This window comes from Streptomyces sp. NPDC021012, from assembly GCF_044333355.1.
Taxonomy (GTDB): Bacteria; Actinomycetota; Actinomycetes; order Streptomycetales; family Streptomycetaceae; genus Streptomyces.
On the sequence record NZ_JBIRQU010000005.1, the window covers coordinates 1 to 15,676 of the forward strand.

9 protein-coding genes, 1 tRNA gene and 1 pseudogene are annotated in these 15,676 nt (G+C 75.0%); 2 read left to right on the forward strand and 9 right to left on the reverse strand.

What is annotated here, in order from left to right; all coding sequences use genetic code 11:
• Nucleotides 1-136 precede the first annotated feature (136 nt).
• The 5 genes and pseudogenes from ACH4TP_RS17440 to ACH4TP_RS17460 form a co-directional block, all read right to left on the reverse strand.
• Nucleotides 137-259: pseudogene (locus tag ACH4TP_RS17440) on the reverse strand (transposase); the annotation flags it as partial.
• Between the two features lie 246 nt (nucleotides 260-505).
• Nucleotides 506-579 (reverse strand) — tRNA-Thr (locus ACH4TP_RS17445).
• Between the two features lie 86 nt (nucleotides 580-665).
• Nucleotides 666-2,222: an alpha/beta hydrolase gene (locus ACH4TP_RS17450; RefSeq protein ID WP_398438460.1), complete on the reverse strand. Its 1,557-nt coding sequence runs from the start codon at nucleotides 2,220-2,222 to the stop codon at nucleotides 666-668.
• A 67-nt stretch (nucleotides 2,223-2,289) separates the two neighbouring features.
• Nucleotides 2,290-3,492 (reverse strand): DNA polymerase III subunit delta', encoded by a 1,203-nt coding sequence (locus ACH4TP_RS17455; protein ID WP_389223190.1) that lies wholly within the window; start codon nucleotides 3,490-3,492, stop codon nucleotides 2,290-2,292.
• 181 nt (nucleotides 3,493-3,673) lie between these two features.
• Entirely contained in the window at nucleotides 3,674-3,847 is a 174-nt protein-coding gene (locus tag ACH4TP_RS17460) for a hypothetical protein (RefSeq protein WP_398181664.1), read from the reverse strand.
• Between the two features lie 165 nt (nucleotides 3,848-4,012).
• On the opposite strand from ACH4TP_RS17460, the gene ACH4TP_RS17465 reads away from it, so the two are divergent.
• Nucleotides 4,013-5,197, forward strand: coding sequence for a histidine kinase (locus ACH4TP_RS17465; RefSeq protein ID WP_398181661.1), 1,185 nt, complete (start codon nucleotides 4,013-4,015; stop codon nucleotides 5,195-5,197).
• Nucleotides 5,185-5,829: a response regulator gene (locus ACH4TP_RS17470; RefSeq protein WP_389223181.1), complete on the forward strand. Its 645-nt coding sequence runs from the start codon at nucleotides 5,185-5,187 to the stop codon at nucleotides 5,827-5,829. Before ACH4TP_RS17465 ends, ACH4TP_RS17470 begins: the two co-directional genes overlap by 13 nt.
• On the opposite strand, the gene ACH4TP_RS17475 is transcribed toward ACH4TP_RS17470, so the two are convergent.
• From ACH4TP_RS17475 to topA, 4 genes are all read right to left on the reverse strand, one after another.
• Nucleotides 5,819-8,275, reverse strand: a complete 2,457-nt coding sequence (locus ACH4TP_RS17475) for an FtsX-like permease family protein (protein ID WP_398438461.1) — start codon at nucleotides 8,273-8,275, stop codon at nucleotides 5,819-5,821. The two genes, ACH4TP_RS17470 and ACH4TP_RS17475, sit on opposite strands and share 11 nt — an antisense overlap.
• A gap of 44 nt (nucleotides 8,276-8,319) precedes the next feature.
• On the reverse strand, nucleotides 8,320-9,096 hold the full coding sequence (locus ACH4TP_RS17480; RefSeq protein WP_389223175.1) for an ABC transporter ATP-binding protein: 777 nt from the start codon (nucleotides 9,094-9,096) through the stop codon (nucleotides 8,320-8,322).
• Between the two features lie 86 nt (nucleotides 9,097-9,182).
• Nucleotides 9,183-12,485, reverse strand: a complete 3,303-nt coding sequence (gene tmk, locus ACH4TP_RS17485; RefSeq protein WP_398438462.1) for a dTMP kinase — start codon at nucleotides 12,483-12,485, stop codon at nucleotides 9,183-9,185.
• A gap of 93 nt (nucleotides 12,486-12,578) precedes the next feature.
• Nucleotides 12,579-15,416, reverse strand: coding sequence for a type I DNA topoisomerase (gene topA, locus ACH4TP_RS17490; protein WP_389223169.1), 2,838 nt, complete (start codon nucleotides 15,414-15,416; stop codon nucleotides 12,579-12,581).
• Between the last annotated feature and the right edge of the window lie 260 nt (nucleotides 15,417-15,676).

Here is a 15,676-nt window from a genome sequence, read left to right on the forward strand (position 1 = left end):
AGCACCCCCCACCCCCCAACATCCGCAACAAGCTCATCCACAACGACACACCCCGCTGACCCACCCCCACACGATTACAAGCCCTGATTACCCGGCTCAGTCCGCGCATCTCCCGCCAACGCCCCTGCCCCGTATGCGCGTTCACCGACTCGATGGCGTTCGCCGTGCATACGACTCGCCTTGTTTCGATGTCGAATCGAAGAAAGAGAACGAACTCGCCCCAGGCGTTCTCCCGCAACCGCACGATCGCCGGATACTTTTTCCCCGCGTCTCGCAGAACTCCAGGAATCATTCCTTCGCGATGTCCTGGGTGGCGGCGGCGCAGGCGTGCTTGAGCACCTTCGGGATCTCGTCCCGGTCATGGCCCCGATCGGCTCCCGCCGATCCGGCCGCACGATCTCCGACACGGCGCCGCCGAGGCCACCGCGAAGCCCGTCCCCCTCCAGCGCAAGGCCGAGCAACAGAAAACCCCAGGTCACGGGAAATGTGACCTGGGGTTTCTCTGAGCCGCCTTCGGGATTCGAACCCGAGACCTACGCATTACGAGTGCGTTGCTCTGGCCAACTGAGCTAAGGCGGCACCGCTGCGTGTTCCCATGGTGGGTGCCGCAGCGTCGCCAAGTCTACACAGTTTCCGGAGGTGCTCCGACCACCCCCGGATCAGGCCTACGAGCAGCGCTTTCCGTCCGCGGGAGGGGTGCCTTCGAGGAGGTAGGTGTTGATGGCGGTGTCGATGCAGTCGCTGCCCCGGCCGTACGCGGTGTGGCCGTCGCCCTCGTAGGTCAGCAGGGTGCCGGAGGAGAGCTGCCCGGCGAGGGACTGGGCCCAGTGGTACGGGGTGGCCGGGTCGCGGGTGGTGCCGACGACGAGGATCGGGGCGGCGCCCTCGGCGGTGATGCGGTGCGGGCGGCCGGTGGGCGGGGTGGGCCAGTGGGTGCAGTTGAGGGCGGCCCAGGCGAGGCCCGCGCCGAAGACCGGGGAGGCCTTCTCGAAGGACGGGACGGCCTTCTCCACGTCGGCGGGGCCCTGGTAGGCGGGCGGGAGGTCCAGGCAGTTCACGGCGGAGTTCGCGAACATGAGGTTGGCGTACGAGCCGTCCGCCTCGCGCTCGTAGTAGCTGTCGGCCAGCGTGAGGAGGCCGGAGCCGTCCCCGCCGATCGCCTGGGCGAGGGCCTCGCGCAGCTGGGGCCAGGCGCCCTCGTCGTACATGGCGGCGATCACTCCGGTGGTGGCGAGGGACTCGCCGAGCGCGCGGCTCTCGCCCGTGGGCACCGGCTTGGCGTCCACGTCGCGGAAGAACTTCTTCAGCGCCGTCCCGGCCTCGGCGACCGACCCGGTGCCCAGGGGGCAGCCCTTCCTGCGGACGCAGTCGGCGGCGAAGGCGCGGAAGGAGGTCTCGAAGCCGCCGGTCTGGTCCCGGTTGAGGTCGAGCGCGGAGAGCGAGGGGTCCATCGCCCCGTCGAGGACGAGCCGGCCGACCCGGGCGGGGAAGAGCTCGGCGTAGGTGGCGCCGAGGAAGGTGCCGTACGACGCCCCCACGTACGTGAGCCTCTCGTCGCCGAGCACCGCCCGCAGGACGTCCATGTCACGGGCCGTCTCGACGGTGGAGACGTGGCCCAGGATCCGCCCGGACTTCTTCTCGCAGCCCGCCGCGAAGTCCTTGAAGGCCGCGCTGAGCGCGTTGACCTCCGCCGGGTCGTCGGGGGTCTGGTCGACCTGCGTGTACGTGTCCATCTGCGGGCCGCTCAGGCACTCCACGGGCTCGCTGCGGGCCACGCCGCGCGGGTCGACGGCCACCATGTCGTAGCGGGCGCGGACGGGCGCCGGGTAGCCGATGCCCGCGTACCCCTGGAGGTAGCCGACGGCGGAGCCGCCGGGGCCGCCCGGGTTGACCAGGAGCGAGCCGAGCCGCTTGCCGGGGCCGGTGGCCCGGACCCGGGAGACCGCGAGCTCGACCTCCTCCCCGTCCGGCTTCGCGTAGTCGAGCGGGGCGCGCAGGGTGGCGCACTGGAAGCCCTCGACGCCGCAGTCCCGCCACTTCAGCTTCTGGCCGTAGTACTTCTTCAGCTTCGGCGCCTCGGACGAGGGAGCGGCGGCGGAGCCGGACGCCGGCGCGGTCGTCCGGGGCGCGGCGGCGTCGCTCCCGCCCGAGCAGCCGGAGAGGATCAGCCCGGCGGCCGCGAGGGCCGTGGCGGACGTACGGAGCAAGCGCCTGGAGTCCATTCCCGGAGCGTATCCGGACCGGTACGGATCGTGTCCAATCGCCCGTCGGGTCCGGCCGGGGCGGGCTCTAGCCTCTCAGCGCCATCGTCATCGCCTCCACCGCGAGCAGGGGTGCCACGTTCCGGTCGAGGGCCTTGCGGCAGGCGAGGACCGCCTCGATGCGGCGGAGGGTGCGCTCGGGGGTGGTGTCGCGGGCGATCCGCTCCAGCGCGTCCCGCACGTCCGTGTTCGCCAGGGCCGAGCGGGAGCGGAGCTGGAGGGCCAGGACGTCGCGGTAGAAGCCGGTCAGGTCGGTGAGCGCGAGGTCCAGGCTGTCGCGCTGCGTCCGCGTCCTGCGCCGCTTCTGCCGCTCCTCCAGCTCCTTCATCGCCCCGGCGGTGCCGCGCGGCATCCGTCCGCCCTGCGCCGCGCCGAGGGCCGCCTTCAGCTCCTCGGTCTCCTTGACGTCGATCTCCTCCGCGACCTGCTTCGCGTCCTCCGCGGCCGCGTCGACCAGCTCCTGGGCCGCCTTGAGGCAGCCGCCGACGTCGTCGACCCGCAGCGGCAGCTTGAGGACGACGGACCGGCGCGCGCGGGCCCGCTCGTCGGTGGCGAGCCGCCGGGCCCGGTCGATGTGGCCCTGGGTGGCGCGGGCGGCGGCCTGCGCGGCCTCCGGCTCGATGCCGTCGCGCCGTACGAGCACGTCGGCGACGGCCTCCACCGGCGGGGTGCGCAGCGTCAGGTGGCGGCAGCGGGAGCGGATGGTGGGCAGCACGTCCTCCAGGGAGGGCGCGCAGAGCAGCCAGACCGTGCGCGGCGCGGGCTCCTCGACGGCCTTCAGGAGCACGTTCCCCGCGCCCTCGGTGAGCCGGTCCGCGTCCTCCAGGACGATGACCTGCCAGCGGCCGCCCGCCGGGGACAGCTGGGCGCGCCGGACGAGGTCGCGGGTCTCCTTCACGCCGATGGACAGCAGGTCCGTACGGACGATCTCGACGTCCGCGTGGGTGCCGACGAGGGTCGTGTGGCAGCCGTCGCAGAAGCCGCAGCCGGGGGCCCCGCCGAGCGCCCGGTCGGGGCTCACGCACTGCAGCGCGGCGGCGAAGGCGCGCGCCGCGGTCGCCCTGCCGGACCCGGGAGGGCCGGTGAAGAGCCAGGCGTGGGTCATCTTGGAGGCCTCGGGGGCCGGCTCTCCGGCGGCGTGGGCGGTCACGAGCGCGTCGGCGTCGCGCGCGGCGGCGGAGAGCTGCTCCTCGACCCGGCTCTGTCCGACCAGGTCGTCCCATACGGCCATGTCTGCCCCTCCTCAGGTACGTCCTCCATTGTGGGGCAGCGCTCTGACAACCCCCGCCGGGCTGTGGACAACCACCGCCCCGGGCCCCGCCCGGGCTGTGGAAAAAACCCGCTCGCCCCGAGCTCTCCCCAGGCTGTGGACCACCGCTCGCCCCGCGCCCCGCCGGGCTGTGGACGACCGCTCACGCCCCGCCGCGCGGCCTGGTCAGCCACAGCCCGGCCGCCGAGCCGAGCAGGACCGCGCCGGTGCAGACGCTCCCGACGACCTGGAGGGCTCCGGTCCAGCCGGCGAAGGAGCTGATGAAGACGTTGGCCAGGACGCTCGCGGCGAGCAGGAGCCAGAGAAGGGCGCGCATGGGATGCCTCCGTGCGGTGGATGGGTTCTCGGTCGTTCTCGGGTCGCTCCCGAGCACTCCTCGATGCTCGTCCCCGCCGGGCCCCCGCACAGCCGTGCCCGCTCCCGGAGCGATGGTGTAGCCCGCTCCACCGCCTGCCCCGGAACCGCCGCCTACCCTGGCTCCATGCGCGAGGTGATCAAGGAAGCGGTCAGGGCGTGGCGCCACCTCACGGTCGGCGCCGCGGTCTCCCTCCTCTGCTACCTGATGGCGGGCGTCGTCCTCTTCACCGCCCTCCTCACCCTCACGGTCATCGGCGCCGGGGTGCTCCCCGAGAGCGTGCTGCTGCTGCGCCGCCTCGCCGGCTGGGAGCGGCGCCGGACGGCCGCGTGGACCGGGACGGCCGTCCCGGAGGCGTACCTGCCGCTCGAAGGCCCGCTCCCCGCGCGCGTGCGGACCGCGGTCGGCGACCCGGGGACCCGGCAGGACCTGCTCTGGGCCGCCGCGCAGCTGCTGTACGGCCTGGTCCTCTGGTACCTCTCGCTGGTCCTCGCGGTGCCCGCGCTCCTGGTCGACGGCGTCTGGACCGGGCTCGCGGGACGGCGGCCGGTGCTGCTGCCGCTGATCGGCCGGCTCGCGCGCCTGGCGACCGACTGGTCGCGCGCGCTGCTCACGCCGGCCCCGTCGGCGGTCCGGGACGCCGCCCTCGCCGCCCGCATCGAGGAGCTCACGGCCACCCGGGCGGGCGCGGTCGCCGCGCACGGCGCCGAGCTGCGCCGGATCGAGCGCGACCTCCACGACGGCGCGCAGGCCCGTCTGGTGGCGCTGTCCATGCGGATCGGCCTCGCGAGGCGCGCGTACGACTCCGACCCCGCGACCGCGCGCAAGCTCCTCGACGACGCCCAGACGCAGGCCGAGGAGGCGCTGGCCGAGCTGCGGCACGTGGTGCGCGGCATCCACCCGCCGATCCTCACCGACCGCGGCCTGACCGGGGCGGTACGGGCGCTCGCCGCGAGCAGCGGCCTGGAGACGGCGGTCTCGGTGACCGGCCTCGGCGACCACGCGCAGGACGGCCCCCGCGCCCCCGCCGCCGTCGAGGCCGCCGCGTACTTCGTGGTCGCCGAGGCGCTCACGAACGCCGCGAAGCACAGCGGTGCCGCCCGCGCCTCCGTCTCCCTCGCCCGTGAACCGGCCGCCCTACGCGTGCGCGTGCGGGACGAGGGCCGCGGCGGGGCCGAGGCGGGCGAGGGCGGCGGCTCCGGTCTGACCGGCATGCGGCGGCGGGTCGCCGCGCTCGACGGCACCGTACGACTGACCAGCCCCGAAGGGGGCCCGACCGTGATCGAAGTGGAGCTTCCGTGCGTGTGGTGATCGCCGAGGACAACGCCCTCCTCAGGGAGGGCCTGGTCCTGCTGCTGACCTCGTCCGGCCACGAGGTCGCCGGGGTCGCGGCCACCGGCCCCGAGATCCTGCCGCTGCTCCTGGAGCACCGGCCGGACGTGGCCGTCCTCGACGTGCGGCTGCCGCCCGGCTTCCGCGACGAGGGGCTGCGGGCGGCGCTCGCGGCCCGCGAGCGGCTCCCGGAGCTGCCGGTGCTCGTGCTCTCGCAGTACGTGGAGGAGACGTACGCGGCCGAGCTCCTCGGCGGCGGCGCGCGCGGGGTCGGCTACCTCCTGAAGGACCGGGTGGGCCGGGTGGACGAGTTCCTGGACGCCCTGGAACGGGTCGCGTCCGGCGGTACGGCCCTGGACCCGGAGGTCGTCACCGAACTGATGGCCCGCCGCCGCGACGACCCGCTGGACTCCCTCACGCCCCGCGAGCGCGAGGCCCTCGCCCTGATGGCCCAGGGGCACGACAACGGCACGATCGCCCGCTCGATGGTGATCACCGAGCGGGCCGTGCACAAGCACATCGGGAACGTCTTCCTGAAGCTCGGCCTGCCGCCGACCGACAGCGGCGGCCACCGCCGGGTCCTCGCCGTCCTGGCCTACCTCAACGCGTAGGTCCCCTCCGTACGGCGACCGGCAGGAACACCCCCGCGACGACCGTGACGAGCACGACGCCCGCGATCGTGCCGGCCTGCGCGGGCGGCAGGTACGGCAGCCCGCCGGTGAACGCCCGGGCGAACGCGGCCAGCGGCAGCGCGCCCACCACGAGCCCCACGAGGAGGCCGGTCGCGGTCAGGAAGCCCGCCTCCAGGCCGAGCATCCGGCGCAGCTGACCGGCCGAGGCGCCGACCTGCCGCAGGAGTTCCAGCTCGCCGCGCCGCCCGGCGCCGATCAGGGCGAGGGTGCTCAGGACGGAGAGGAGGGTGAGCCCGCCGATCGCGGCGACGATCCCGCCGGAGACGAGCGCGTTCAGCTCGGCCCCGGGAGGGGTCACCGCCTCGGGGACGACGGGGGAGGTTCCGTGCGTGCTCGCCGCCAGCACGCGCGCGGGGTACGGATCGCTGGTGTGCGGGGCCAGTTCGGTCTTCGGCAGCAGGAACTCGCCGAGGGCGAGGGACCGTTCGTACACCGCGACCACCTCCAGGTGCTTCGGCGTCCCGTCTCCGAGCCGCAGCTCCACCGTCGAACCGGGCTTCACCTCAAGGGACTCGGCCATGTCCGCGCCCACCGCGACCGTGCCGGGCCGGCCGAGTCCGGACAGGTCGCCGGCGACGACGCCCGGGTCGAGCGTGCCCGCGAGCCCGTCGGCGTCCACGCCGAGGACCGGGAGCCGGTCGAGGCGCGGCGTTCCGGCCTCCGTGCGGGCCAGGACCACCGAGGAACGCAGCACGTCCGTGGCCGCCCGCACTCCCGGGAGCCTCCGCACGCGCTCCGCCGTCGTGCCGGTGAACGCGAGGTCGGCGGTGGTCGCGGCCCGCGCCTGCGCTGCCGCGGCCCGCTCCACGGTGGCGCCCGCCGAGAGCTGCACCAGCGCGAACGCGGTGACGAGGACGACGGGGACGAGCGCGGCCCCGAGCCGGCGCGAGTGCGCGGCCGCACCGGCGGCCGTGAGCCGCCCGGACGCCCCGCCCCACCGCCGGAACGGCCGGTCCAGGACCGCCATCGCGGCCCCCGCGATCCACGGCCCGAGCAGCGCGCACCCGGCGACCAGGGTCAGCACGGCCGCCCCGGCAGCGGCGGCGGCCGCGTCGCCGCCCTGGAGCGAGGCCGTCCCTGCCGCGCCCGCGCCGAGCACGAGCAGCACGATCCCGGCGACACGGCGGCCACCGCCCTTCCCCGGGCGCCCCGGCCGGCGGACCGCGAAGAGGACCACGAAGCGGGTGAGGCCCACCACGAGGGCGGCGACGGCGAGGGCGGCGGCGAACAGCCAGGGCGGGGTGGGCAGTTCGAGTCCCTCCGGTACGACTCCGGCACGGGCCCGCAGCGCCGACCACAGCGCCAGGAACACCGGCCCGGACGCGAGGGCGCCGAGCAGCGCCGCCGCCCCCGCCACACGGGTCACCTCCCGGCCCGCCGCTCCCCGCACCTGCCGGGGCGTCGCGCCGGCCGAGAGCAGCAGTTCCCGCTCGGCGGCGCGCTGCTGGAGGGCCTGCGCGACGAGCGAGGCGAGGACGAGTACGGCGACCAGGACGAGGTTCGCGGCGACGGCGGCGAGGAGTTCGAGGAGATCCGCGCGCGCGGGCCGCGCGCCGAGGTGCTCGGCGCCGCCCCGGCCGTCCCCGGTGAGGGCCCGCAGCGGCCGCCCGGCGGCGGTGTCCTTCAGCCCGGCCCCGTCCAGGGCGACCCGTACGCGCGCGTGGAGGGTGTCCACGGGGACGCCGGGCTCGGCGAGGACCCCGACGGCGTCGACGGCACCGGGGTGCCCGGCGAGCCGCCGCGCCTCCCCCGCCGTGACGTACAGCGCGTCCGGTCCCTCGGCCACGCCGACGACCTCGCGGCCGGCGACGGTGTCCCCGACGGCGGCGCCGAGGCCCGCGCCCACGACGGCCTCCCCGTCCCGCCGGGGCTCCCGCCCGCCGGTCAGCCGGTACGGGGCGAGCCGGGCCGCCTCCCAGGAACGCCCGGGGTACGCGTGCGCGTGCGCGGCCCCTTCCCCCGCGGTCCCTTCCCGCGCGGCCTCCTCCCGCGCGGCCCCTTCCCGTACGACGAAGGTGTCGTCCGGGACCGCTTCCCGCACCCCCGGCACGGCCCGCAGGACGGCGACGGCCGCCTCGGGGACCCGTACCCGCTCGGTCAGGCCCGCCGTCTCGGTCCTCGGCTCGCTGCCCCACGGCGTGGCCGTCCAGCGGACCTCCTGGTCCCCGGCGACGACGACGGGCGCGGCGGCGTACCGCTCCACGCGCGCGTGGCCGAGCCCGACCGAGCCGAGCGCGAGCGCCAGGGCACCGAGCAGCGCGGAGGTGACGGCGACGGCCACGAACACGGCGGCCCACGCCTTGCGGTGGGCCCGCAGCGAGCGCGCGGCGAGCAACCGCACGGCGGGGTTCCCGAAACGGCGCACGGGCGGTTCTCCGCCCCGGCGCACGGGCAGTTCTCCGCTCCGGCTCATCGCGCCACCGCCAGGTGCCGCCCCGCCTCGCCGCAACCGCCGAGCATCTCCCGTACCCCCGCCTCGTCCGGACGGTCGAGGCGGCCCGCGATCCGGCCCCGCTCCAGGAACACGGCCTCGTCCGCCCAGGTGGCGGCGGTCGGGTCGTGGGTGACGAGGACGACCGTGCGTCCCCGCTCGTCGACCGCGCGCCTCAGCAGGGCGAGGACCCCGGCCGCCGTGACGGGGTCGAGGGCGGCGGTCGGCTCGTCGGCGAAGACGACCTCGGGCTCGTTGACCAGGGCGCGGGCGATCGCCACCCGCTGCCGCTGGCCGCCGGAGAGGTTCTCGGGCCGGTCCTCGGCCCGGTCGGCGAGCCCGACCGCGTCGAGGCCGGCCAAAGCGCGGGCGTCGAGCTCCCGGCCCTCGCGGGCCCCGGCGAGGAGCAGCGGCAGGATGACGTTCTCGCGCACGTTCAGGGCGGAGACGAGGTTGAGCGACTGGAAGACGAAGCCGATCCGGTCCCTCCGGAGCCGGGTCAGCCCGGCCGCCCTCAGGCTCGCGAGGTCGGTGCCCCCGATCCGTACCCGCCCGGCCGTCGGCCGTTCGAGCCCGGCCGCGCAGCGCAGCAGGGTGGACTTGCCGGACCCCGAGCGGCCCATCACGGCCAGGAGCCGCCCGCGCGGCACGACCAGGTCGACCCGGTCGAGCGCGGGCGCCCCGCCTCCGTACGTACGGCTCACCCCGGCCAGGGCGAGGGCGGCGCCGTTCTCCGTCACTGCTGTCGTCGTCATACCGGGAACGCTAGAAAAGCGCAGGTCACAGCGGTATGGGGCAGGCTGCCGGAGTGGGGGTGGAGCTGGCTCCACCCCCGTGGGGCTCAGCGGCGGCGGCGCGGGCCCCCGTCCTCGTCGTCGTGCGGGCCGAACAGCTCGTCCGCGAGGGTCGGGAGGTCGTCGAGCGGGGTCTCCTCGGCCCAGTCGGAGCGGCGGCGCGGCCGGCCGTTCTCGTCGAGCTGCGGCAGCTCCCGGGTCCGGTCGTTCGCACCGTGCGGCTCGTCACGGCCGTCACGCCCGTCGCGCTCGTCCCGGAAGATGCCCTGCGGCACCCGGTCGGCCGGGGCGGACGCCCGGGGGTCCCGTACGGAAGGCAGCACGGCGGTCTCGTCGACGGCCCGGGGGTCACGGATCTGCGGCATGACGGCGGTCTCCTCCTCGGGCCGCACGACCGGCGTCTCGACGGTGACCTCCTCCGGGGAGACCGTCGGCGCGTCCGGCTTCACGACCGGCGTCGGCACGGTGACCTCGCTCGCCGACTCCTGGACGGAACGAGCGGCGTGCTCCGCCGCCGCGCGCTCGGCGGTCGCCGTCCGCTCGGCCGCGGCCTTCTCCGCCGCGTCCCGCTCCCGGGCGGCCTTCTCCCGGGCCGCCTTCGCGGCCTCCGCACGCCGGGCGGCGGCGAGCTCCGCGGCGGCGCGCTCGGCCTCCGCACGCTCCGCGGCCGCCTTCGCGGCGGCCTCGGCGGCGATCTTCTCGGCGGCGGCCCTCGCCGCTGCCTCCTCCGCGGCCTTCGCGGCCGCGGCGGCCTCGGCCATCCGGCGGGCCTCCTCGGCGCGGAGCAGGGCCTCCTCGGCCTTGCGCTGCTTCTCCAGGCGGCGTTCCTCGGCCTCGGCCCGCAGCCGGGCCTCCTCCTCGGCCTCCTTGCGGAGCCGCTCGGCCTCCTCCTGGCGGGCCTTCTCCTCGGCCGCGAGGCGACGGGCCTCCTCCTCGGCGGCGAGCCGCTCCTCCTCGGCCCGGCGGCGCTCCTCCTCGGCCTTCCGCTCGGCCTCCAGGCGGCGCGCCTCTTCCTCCTCGCGCCGCTTGCGCTCCTCCTCCTCGGCGCGGAGCTTCGCGAGCTGCTCCTGCCGCTCGCGCTCCAGGCGCTCCTCCTCGGCCTTGCGGGCGGCCTCTTCCTCCGCCAGGCGCCGGGCTTCTTCCTCGGCCTTCCGGCGGGCCTCCTCGGCGGCCTTCACCTCGGCCTCGGAGAGCGGCAGCATCCGGTCGAGCCGGTGGCGCACGACGGTGGTGACGGCCTCCGGCTCCTGGCCGGCGTCGACGACGAGGTAGCGGCTGGGGTCGGCGGCGGCGAGGGCGAGGAATCCGGCCCGTACGCGCGCGTGGAACTCCGGCGGCTCGGACTCCAGCCGGTCCGGCGCCTCGGTGAACCGTTCCCGCGCGGTCTCCGGGGAGACGTCCAGGACCACCGTCAGGTGCGGCACGAGACCGTCCGTCGCCCAGCGCGAGATGCGGGCGATCTCCGTCGGGGACAGGTCGCGGCCCGCGCCCTGGTAGGCCACGGACGAGTCGATGTACCGGTCGGAGAGGACGATCGCGCCCCGCTCCAGGGCCGGACGGACCAGCGAGTCGACGTGCTCGGCGCGGTCGGCCGCGTACAGCAGGGCCTCGGCCCGGTTCGAGAGCCCCGCCGACGACACGTCGAGGAGGATCGAGCGGAGCCGCTTGCCGATCGGCGTGGCACCCGGCTCGCGGGTGACGACGACCTCGTGGCCCTTGGCGCGGATCCACTCGGCGAGCGCCTGGACCTGCGTGGACTTCCCGGCGCCGTCGCCGCCCTCCAGGGCGATGAAGAAACCGGTCGGGGACGGCGCCTGGACCGGGTCGGAGCCGCGCAGCGCGTCGCGCAGGTCGCGGCGGAGCGGGACGCCCGCCCGGTCGTCGGTCTTCGCGAGGACCAGCGCGGCCACCGGAAGCAGCAGGGCGCCGGCGAGGGCGAGCGTGAAGGCGGCCCCGCCGTGCGCGAAGACGAAGTCGCCGGAGGCGAGCCGGTGCGGCCCGATCGCGGCGGCGAGCAGCGGGGCGGCGAGCGCCCCGAGGCCCATGGCGACGCGCGCGGTGGCCTGGAGGTGCTCGGTGGTCCGGGCCCGGCGGGGCTCCTCGGTCTCCTGGTCGATCAGGGTGTGGCCGGTGTTCGCGGCCACCCCGGCCGCGTACCCGGCGAGGACCGCGAGGAACAGCACGGTCGCCGTGTCCGGGACCAGGCCCATCGCGATCAGCGCGACACCGGTGACGGCGATCGCGAGCGCGAGCAGCCGGCGCCGGGACAGCACCGGCAGGACGGAGCCCGCCGTGCGGATGCCGACGGCCGTCGCGCCGCTCAGCGCCAGGATCAGCAGGGCGTACGTGACGGGCCCACCGCCCAGGTCGTACGCGTCGAGCACCGCGAGGGACGCGGCCGCGGCGATCGCCCCGGCGACGGTGGCGGAGGCGAGGACGAGCAGCGGCAGGACACCGGTGCGGCCCCTGCCCTCGTCCGCGTCGGTCTTCCGCGTCGGCCGGCGCAGGCCCTCCAGGGGCGAGCGGGGCCGGGGCGTCTGCCCGCCGGGCAGCGCCATCGCGTACAGGACGGTGACGGAGGCGGCGAACAGTCCGGCGGCGACGTACGAGCCGAGGGCCGCCTGGTGCTGCGAGAACCAGTCGATCCCGGCACCCAGCAGGTTGCCGACGAGGGTGGCGACGAGCAGGACGGCGGCCGCGGCGGGCACGACCAGGAAGGAGGTCCGCTGGGACAGCCGGCGCAGCGCCCCGAGGTGGTCGGGCAGCGGCCGTACGGCGGCGCCCTCCAGCGGCGGGGCGGGCAGCAGCGCGGGCGCCGCGCCCTCGCGGCCGATGGTCCACAGGCGTTCGGCCGCGCCGGTGACGAAGACGGTGCCGAGCAGGTACCAGAGGGCGCTGCCGGGGGTCCAGTCGATCCACAGCGGCGCGATGATCAGCAGCGCGATCCGCAGCCCGTCGGCGCCGATCATGGTCCAGCGCCGGTCGAGCGGACCGGACGGCCCGGTGAGCGCGGTCAGCGGCCCGAGGAGCACGGCCCCGAAGAGGACCGAGGCGAGGAGGCGGGCGCCGACGACGGCCGCCACCGCGAACGCGGCCCCCCGGTAGCCGCCCCCGAGCGCGCCCTCGGCGACCGCGGCCTGGAGGCCGAGGAGGACGAGGACGAGGAGGGCGAGGGCGTCGGCGGTGCCGCCGACGACGTGGGCGCTCCACAGCCGGCGCAGCGGCTGATGGCGCAGGAGGGCGCGTACGGCGCGCTCCCGGGAATCCGCGACGAGTGCGGCGTCGGAATCACCCAGGCGGTCCGGCTGCTCCGCATCGCCCAGGCGGTCTGGCTGCTCTGCTCGCGTCATCCGTCCACCCTATCCGGACGACCTTGCTCCCCGCGGCCCGTGCCCGAACAAACGTAGGGGGGCGGGAGCACCGCTCCCACCCCCCTACCCGGGTCACTCGGGCTTGGCCGCCGCCGTCTTCTTGGCGGCGGTCTTCTTCGCCGTGGCCGTCTTCGCCGTCGTCGTCTTCTTCGCGGCGGTCTTCTTGACGGCCGTGGTCTTCTTCGCCGCCGCCGTCGTCTTCTTCGCCGCGGTCTTCTTGGCCGGGGCCTTCTTGGCGGCCTTCTTCGCCGGACCCTTGGCCCGCTTCTCGGCGAGCAGCTCGTAACCGCGCTCCGGCGTGATCGTCTCCACGCTGTCGCCGGTGCGCAGGGTGGCGTTCGTCTCGCCGTCCGTCACGTACGGGCCGAACCGCCCGTCCTTGACGACCACGGGCTTCTCGCTGACCGGGTCGGTGCCCAGCTCCTTCAGCGGCGGCTTGGCCGCGGCCCGGCCCCGCTGCTTCGGCTGCGCGTAGATCGCGAGGGCCTCTTCGAGGGTGATCGTGAAGAGCTGCTCCTCGTCCGTCAGCGACCGCGAGTCCGTGCCCTTCTTCAGGTACGGGCCGTAGCGGCCGTTCTGCGCGGTGATCTCGACGCCCTCGGCGTCCGTGCCCACGACCCGCGGCAGCGACATCAGGCGGAGCGCGTCCTCCAGGGTGACCGTGTCCAGGGCCATCGACTTGAAGAGGGAGGCCGTGCGCGGCTTCACCGCGTTCTTGCCGGTCTTCGGGGTGCCCTCGGGCAGGATCTCCGTCACGTACGGGCCGTAGCGGCCGTCCTTGGCGACGATCTGGTGGCCGCTGACCGGGTCCGTGCCCAGCTCGAAGTCGCCGCTCGGCTTGGCGAGCAGCTCCTCGGCGAGCTCGACGGTCAGCTCGTCGGGCGCCATGTCGTCGGGCACGTCGGCCCGCTGGTGGCCCTCCTGCTCCTTCTCGCCGCGCTCGACGTACGGGCCGTAGCGGCCGACGCGGAGCACGATGCCGTTGCCGACGGGGAAGGAGGAGATCTCGCGCGCGTCGATCGCGCCGAGGTCGGTGACGAGCTCCTTCAGACCACCGAGGTGGTCGCCGTCGCCGTTCCCGGCGTCCGCCGCGCCGCCCGTACCGCCGGACTCGCCCTCACCGAAGTAGAAGCGCTTCAGCCACGGCACGGACTGGGCCTCACCGCGCGCGATGCGGTCGAGGTCGTCCTCCATCCTGGCCGTGAAGTCGTAGTCGACGAGCCGCCCGAAGTGCTTCTCCAGGAGGTTGACGACGGCGAAGCTCAGGAAGGACGGGACGAGCGCCGTGCCCTTCTTGAAGACGTAGCCGCGGTCGAGGATGGTGCCGATGATCGAGGCGTACGTCGACGGGCGGCCGATCTCGCGCTCTTCCAGCTCCTTGACCAGCGAGGCCTCGGTGTAGCGGGCCGGCGGCTTGGTCGCGTGGCCGTCCGCCGTGATCTCGTCGGCGGTCAGCGCGTCGCCCTCGGCGACCTGCGGCAGGCGCCGCTCGCGGTCGTCGAGCTCCGCGTTCGGGTCGTCGGCCCCCTCCACGTACGCCTTCATGAAGCCGTGGAAGGTGATCGTCTTGCCGGACGCGCTGAACTCGGCGTCCCGGCCGTCGGCCGCCCGGCCGCCGATCTTCACCGTGACCGAGTTGCCGGTCGCGTCCTTCATCTGGGAGGCGACGGTCCGCTTCCAGATCAGCTCGTACAGCTTGAACTGGTCGCCCGTGAGGCCGGTCTCCGCCGGAGTGCGGAAACGATCACCCGAAGGCCGGATCGCCTCGTGCGCCTCCTGCGCGTTCTTGACCTTGCCCGCGTAGACGCGCGGCTTCTCCGGCAGGTAGTCGGCGCCGTACAGCTGCGTGACCTGCGCCCGCGCCGCCGCCACGGCGGTGTCGGAGAGGATCGTGGAGTCCGTACGCATGTAGGTGATGAAGCCGTTCTCGTACAGCTTCTGCGCCACCTGCATGGTCGCCTTCGCACCGAAGCCCAGCTTGCGGCTCGCCTCCTGCTGGAGGGTGGTGGTCCGGAAGGGGGCGTACGGGGAGCGGCGGTACGGCTTCGACTCGACCGAGCGCACCGAGAACGCGGTCTCGGCGAGCGCGGCGGCGAGCGCCCGCGCGTTCGCCTCGTCCAGGTGCAGCACGTTCGCGGTCTTCAGCTGCCCGTCGGCACCGAAGTCACGGCCCTGCGCGACGCGCCTGCCGTCGACCGTCGCGAGGCGCGCGACCAGCTGCGACGGGTCGGAGGCGTCACCGGCGCGGCCGGTGCCGAAGGTGCCGGTGAGGTCCCAGTACTCGGCGGAGCGGAAGGCGATGCGCTCGCGCTCCCGCTCGACGACGAGACGGGTGGCGACGGACTGCACGCGGCCCGCCGACAGCTTCGGCATGACCTTCTTCCACAGGACCGGCGAGACCTCGTAGCCGTACAGGCGGTCGAGGATGCGGCGGGTCTCCTGGGCGTCGACCATGCGCTGGTTCAGCTCGCGCGGGTTGGCGACGGCCTCGCGGATCGCGTCCTTGGTGATCTCGTGGAAGACCATCCGGTGGACCGGGACCTTGGGCTTCAGGACTTCCTGGAGGTGCCACGCGATGGCCTCGCCCTCGCGGTCCTCATCGGTGGCGAGGAAGAGCTCGTCGGACTCGGCGAGCAGCTCCTTGAGCTTCCTGACCTGCGCCTTCTTGTCGGCGTTGACGACATAGATGGGCTGGAAGTCATGCTCGACGTCGACCCCGAGGCGGCGCACCTCGCCGGTGTACTTCTCCGGCACCTCGGCGGCGCCGGAGGGGAGGTCGCGGATGTGCCCGACACTCGCCTCGACGACGTAGCCGGGGCCGAGGTAGCCCTTGATCGTCTTCGCCTTGGCAGGCGACTCGACGATGACGAGTCGGCGGCCGCCGTGTGCGGTCTCGCTGGTCGGGGACAACTTCGCTCTTCTCTCCGGATCGACACTCTCTAGGCGCGTACGGCACTGGCACGCACGGCAGCGGCACGGACGGTGACGCTCCCGTCGCTGCGGAGTGTGACGGTACAACCCGCCCCCGTGTCAAACGGCAAAAGCCCGCAACGGCCACTCGAACGGTAACCCGAGTCCTGGCATTCCTGCCGCCCGGACTCCCGGACGGGCGGGGCGGGTGTCCCGGCGGGCACCGTCGCCGGAGGGGTCGCGGACGGAGCCGGCGGAGG

Coding starts and splice junctions, on each gene's coding strand:
- ACH4TP_RS17480 (WP_389223175.1), bottom strand. CDS start 9,096: ATGACGACGACAGCAGTGACGGAGAACGGCGCCGCCCTCGCCCTGGCC.
- ACH4TP_RS17465 (WP_398181661.1), top strand. CDS start 4,013: ATGCGCGAGGTGATCAAGGAAGCGGTCAGGGCGTGGCGCCACCTCACG.
- tmk (WP_398438462.1), bottom strand. CDS start 12,485: ATGACGCGAGCAGAGCAGCCAGACCGCCTGGGCGATGCGGAGCAGCCG.
- ACH4TP_RS17450 (WP_398438460.1), bottom strand. CDS start 2,222: ATGGACTCCAGGCGCTTGCTCCGTACGTCCGCCACGGCCCTCGCGGCC.
- ACH4TP_RS17455 (WP_389223190.1), bottom strand. CDS start 3,492: ATGGCCGTATGGGACGACCTGGTCGGACAGAGCCGGGTCGAGGAGCAG.
- ACH4TP_RS17460 (WP_398181664.1), bottom strand. CDS start 3,847: ATGCGCGCCCTTCTCTGGCTCCTGCTCGCCGCGAGCGTCCTGGCCAAC.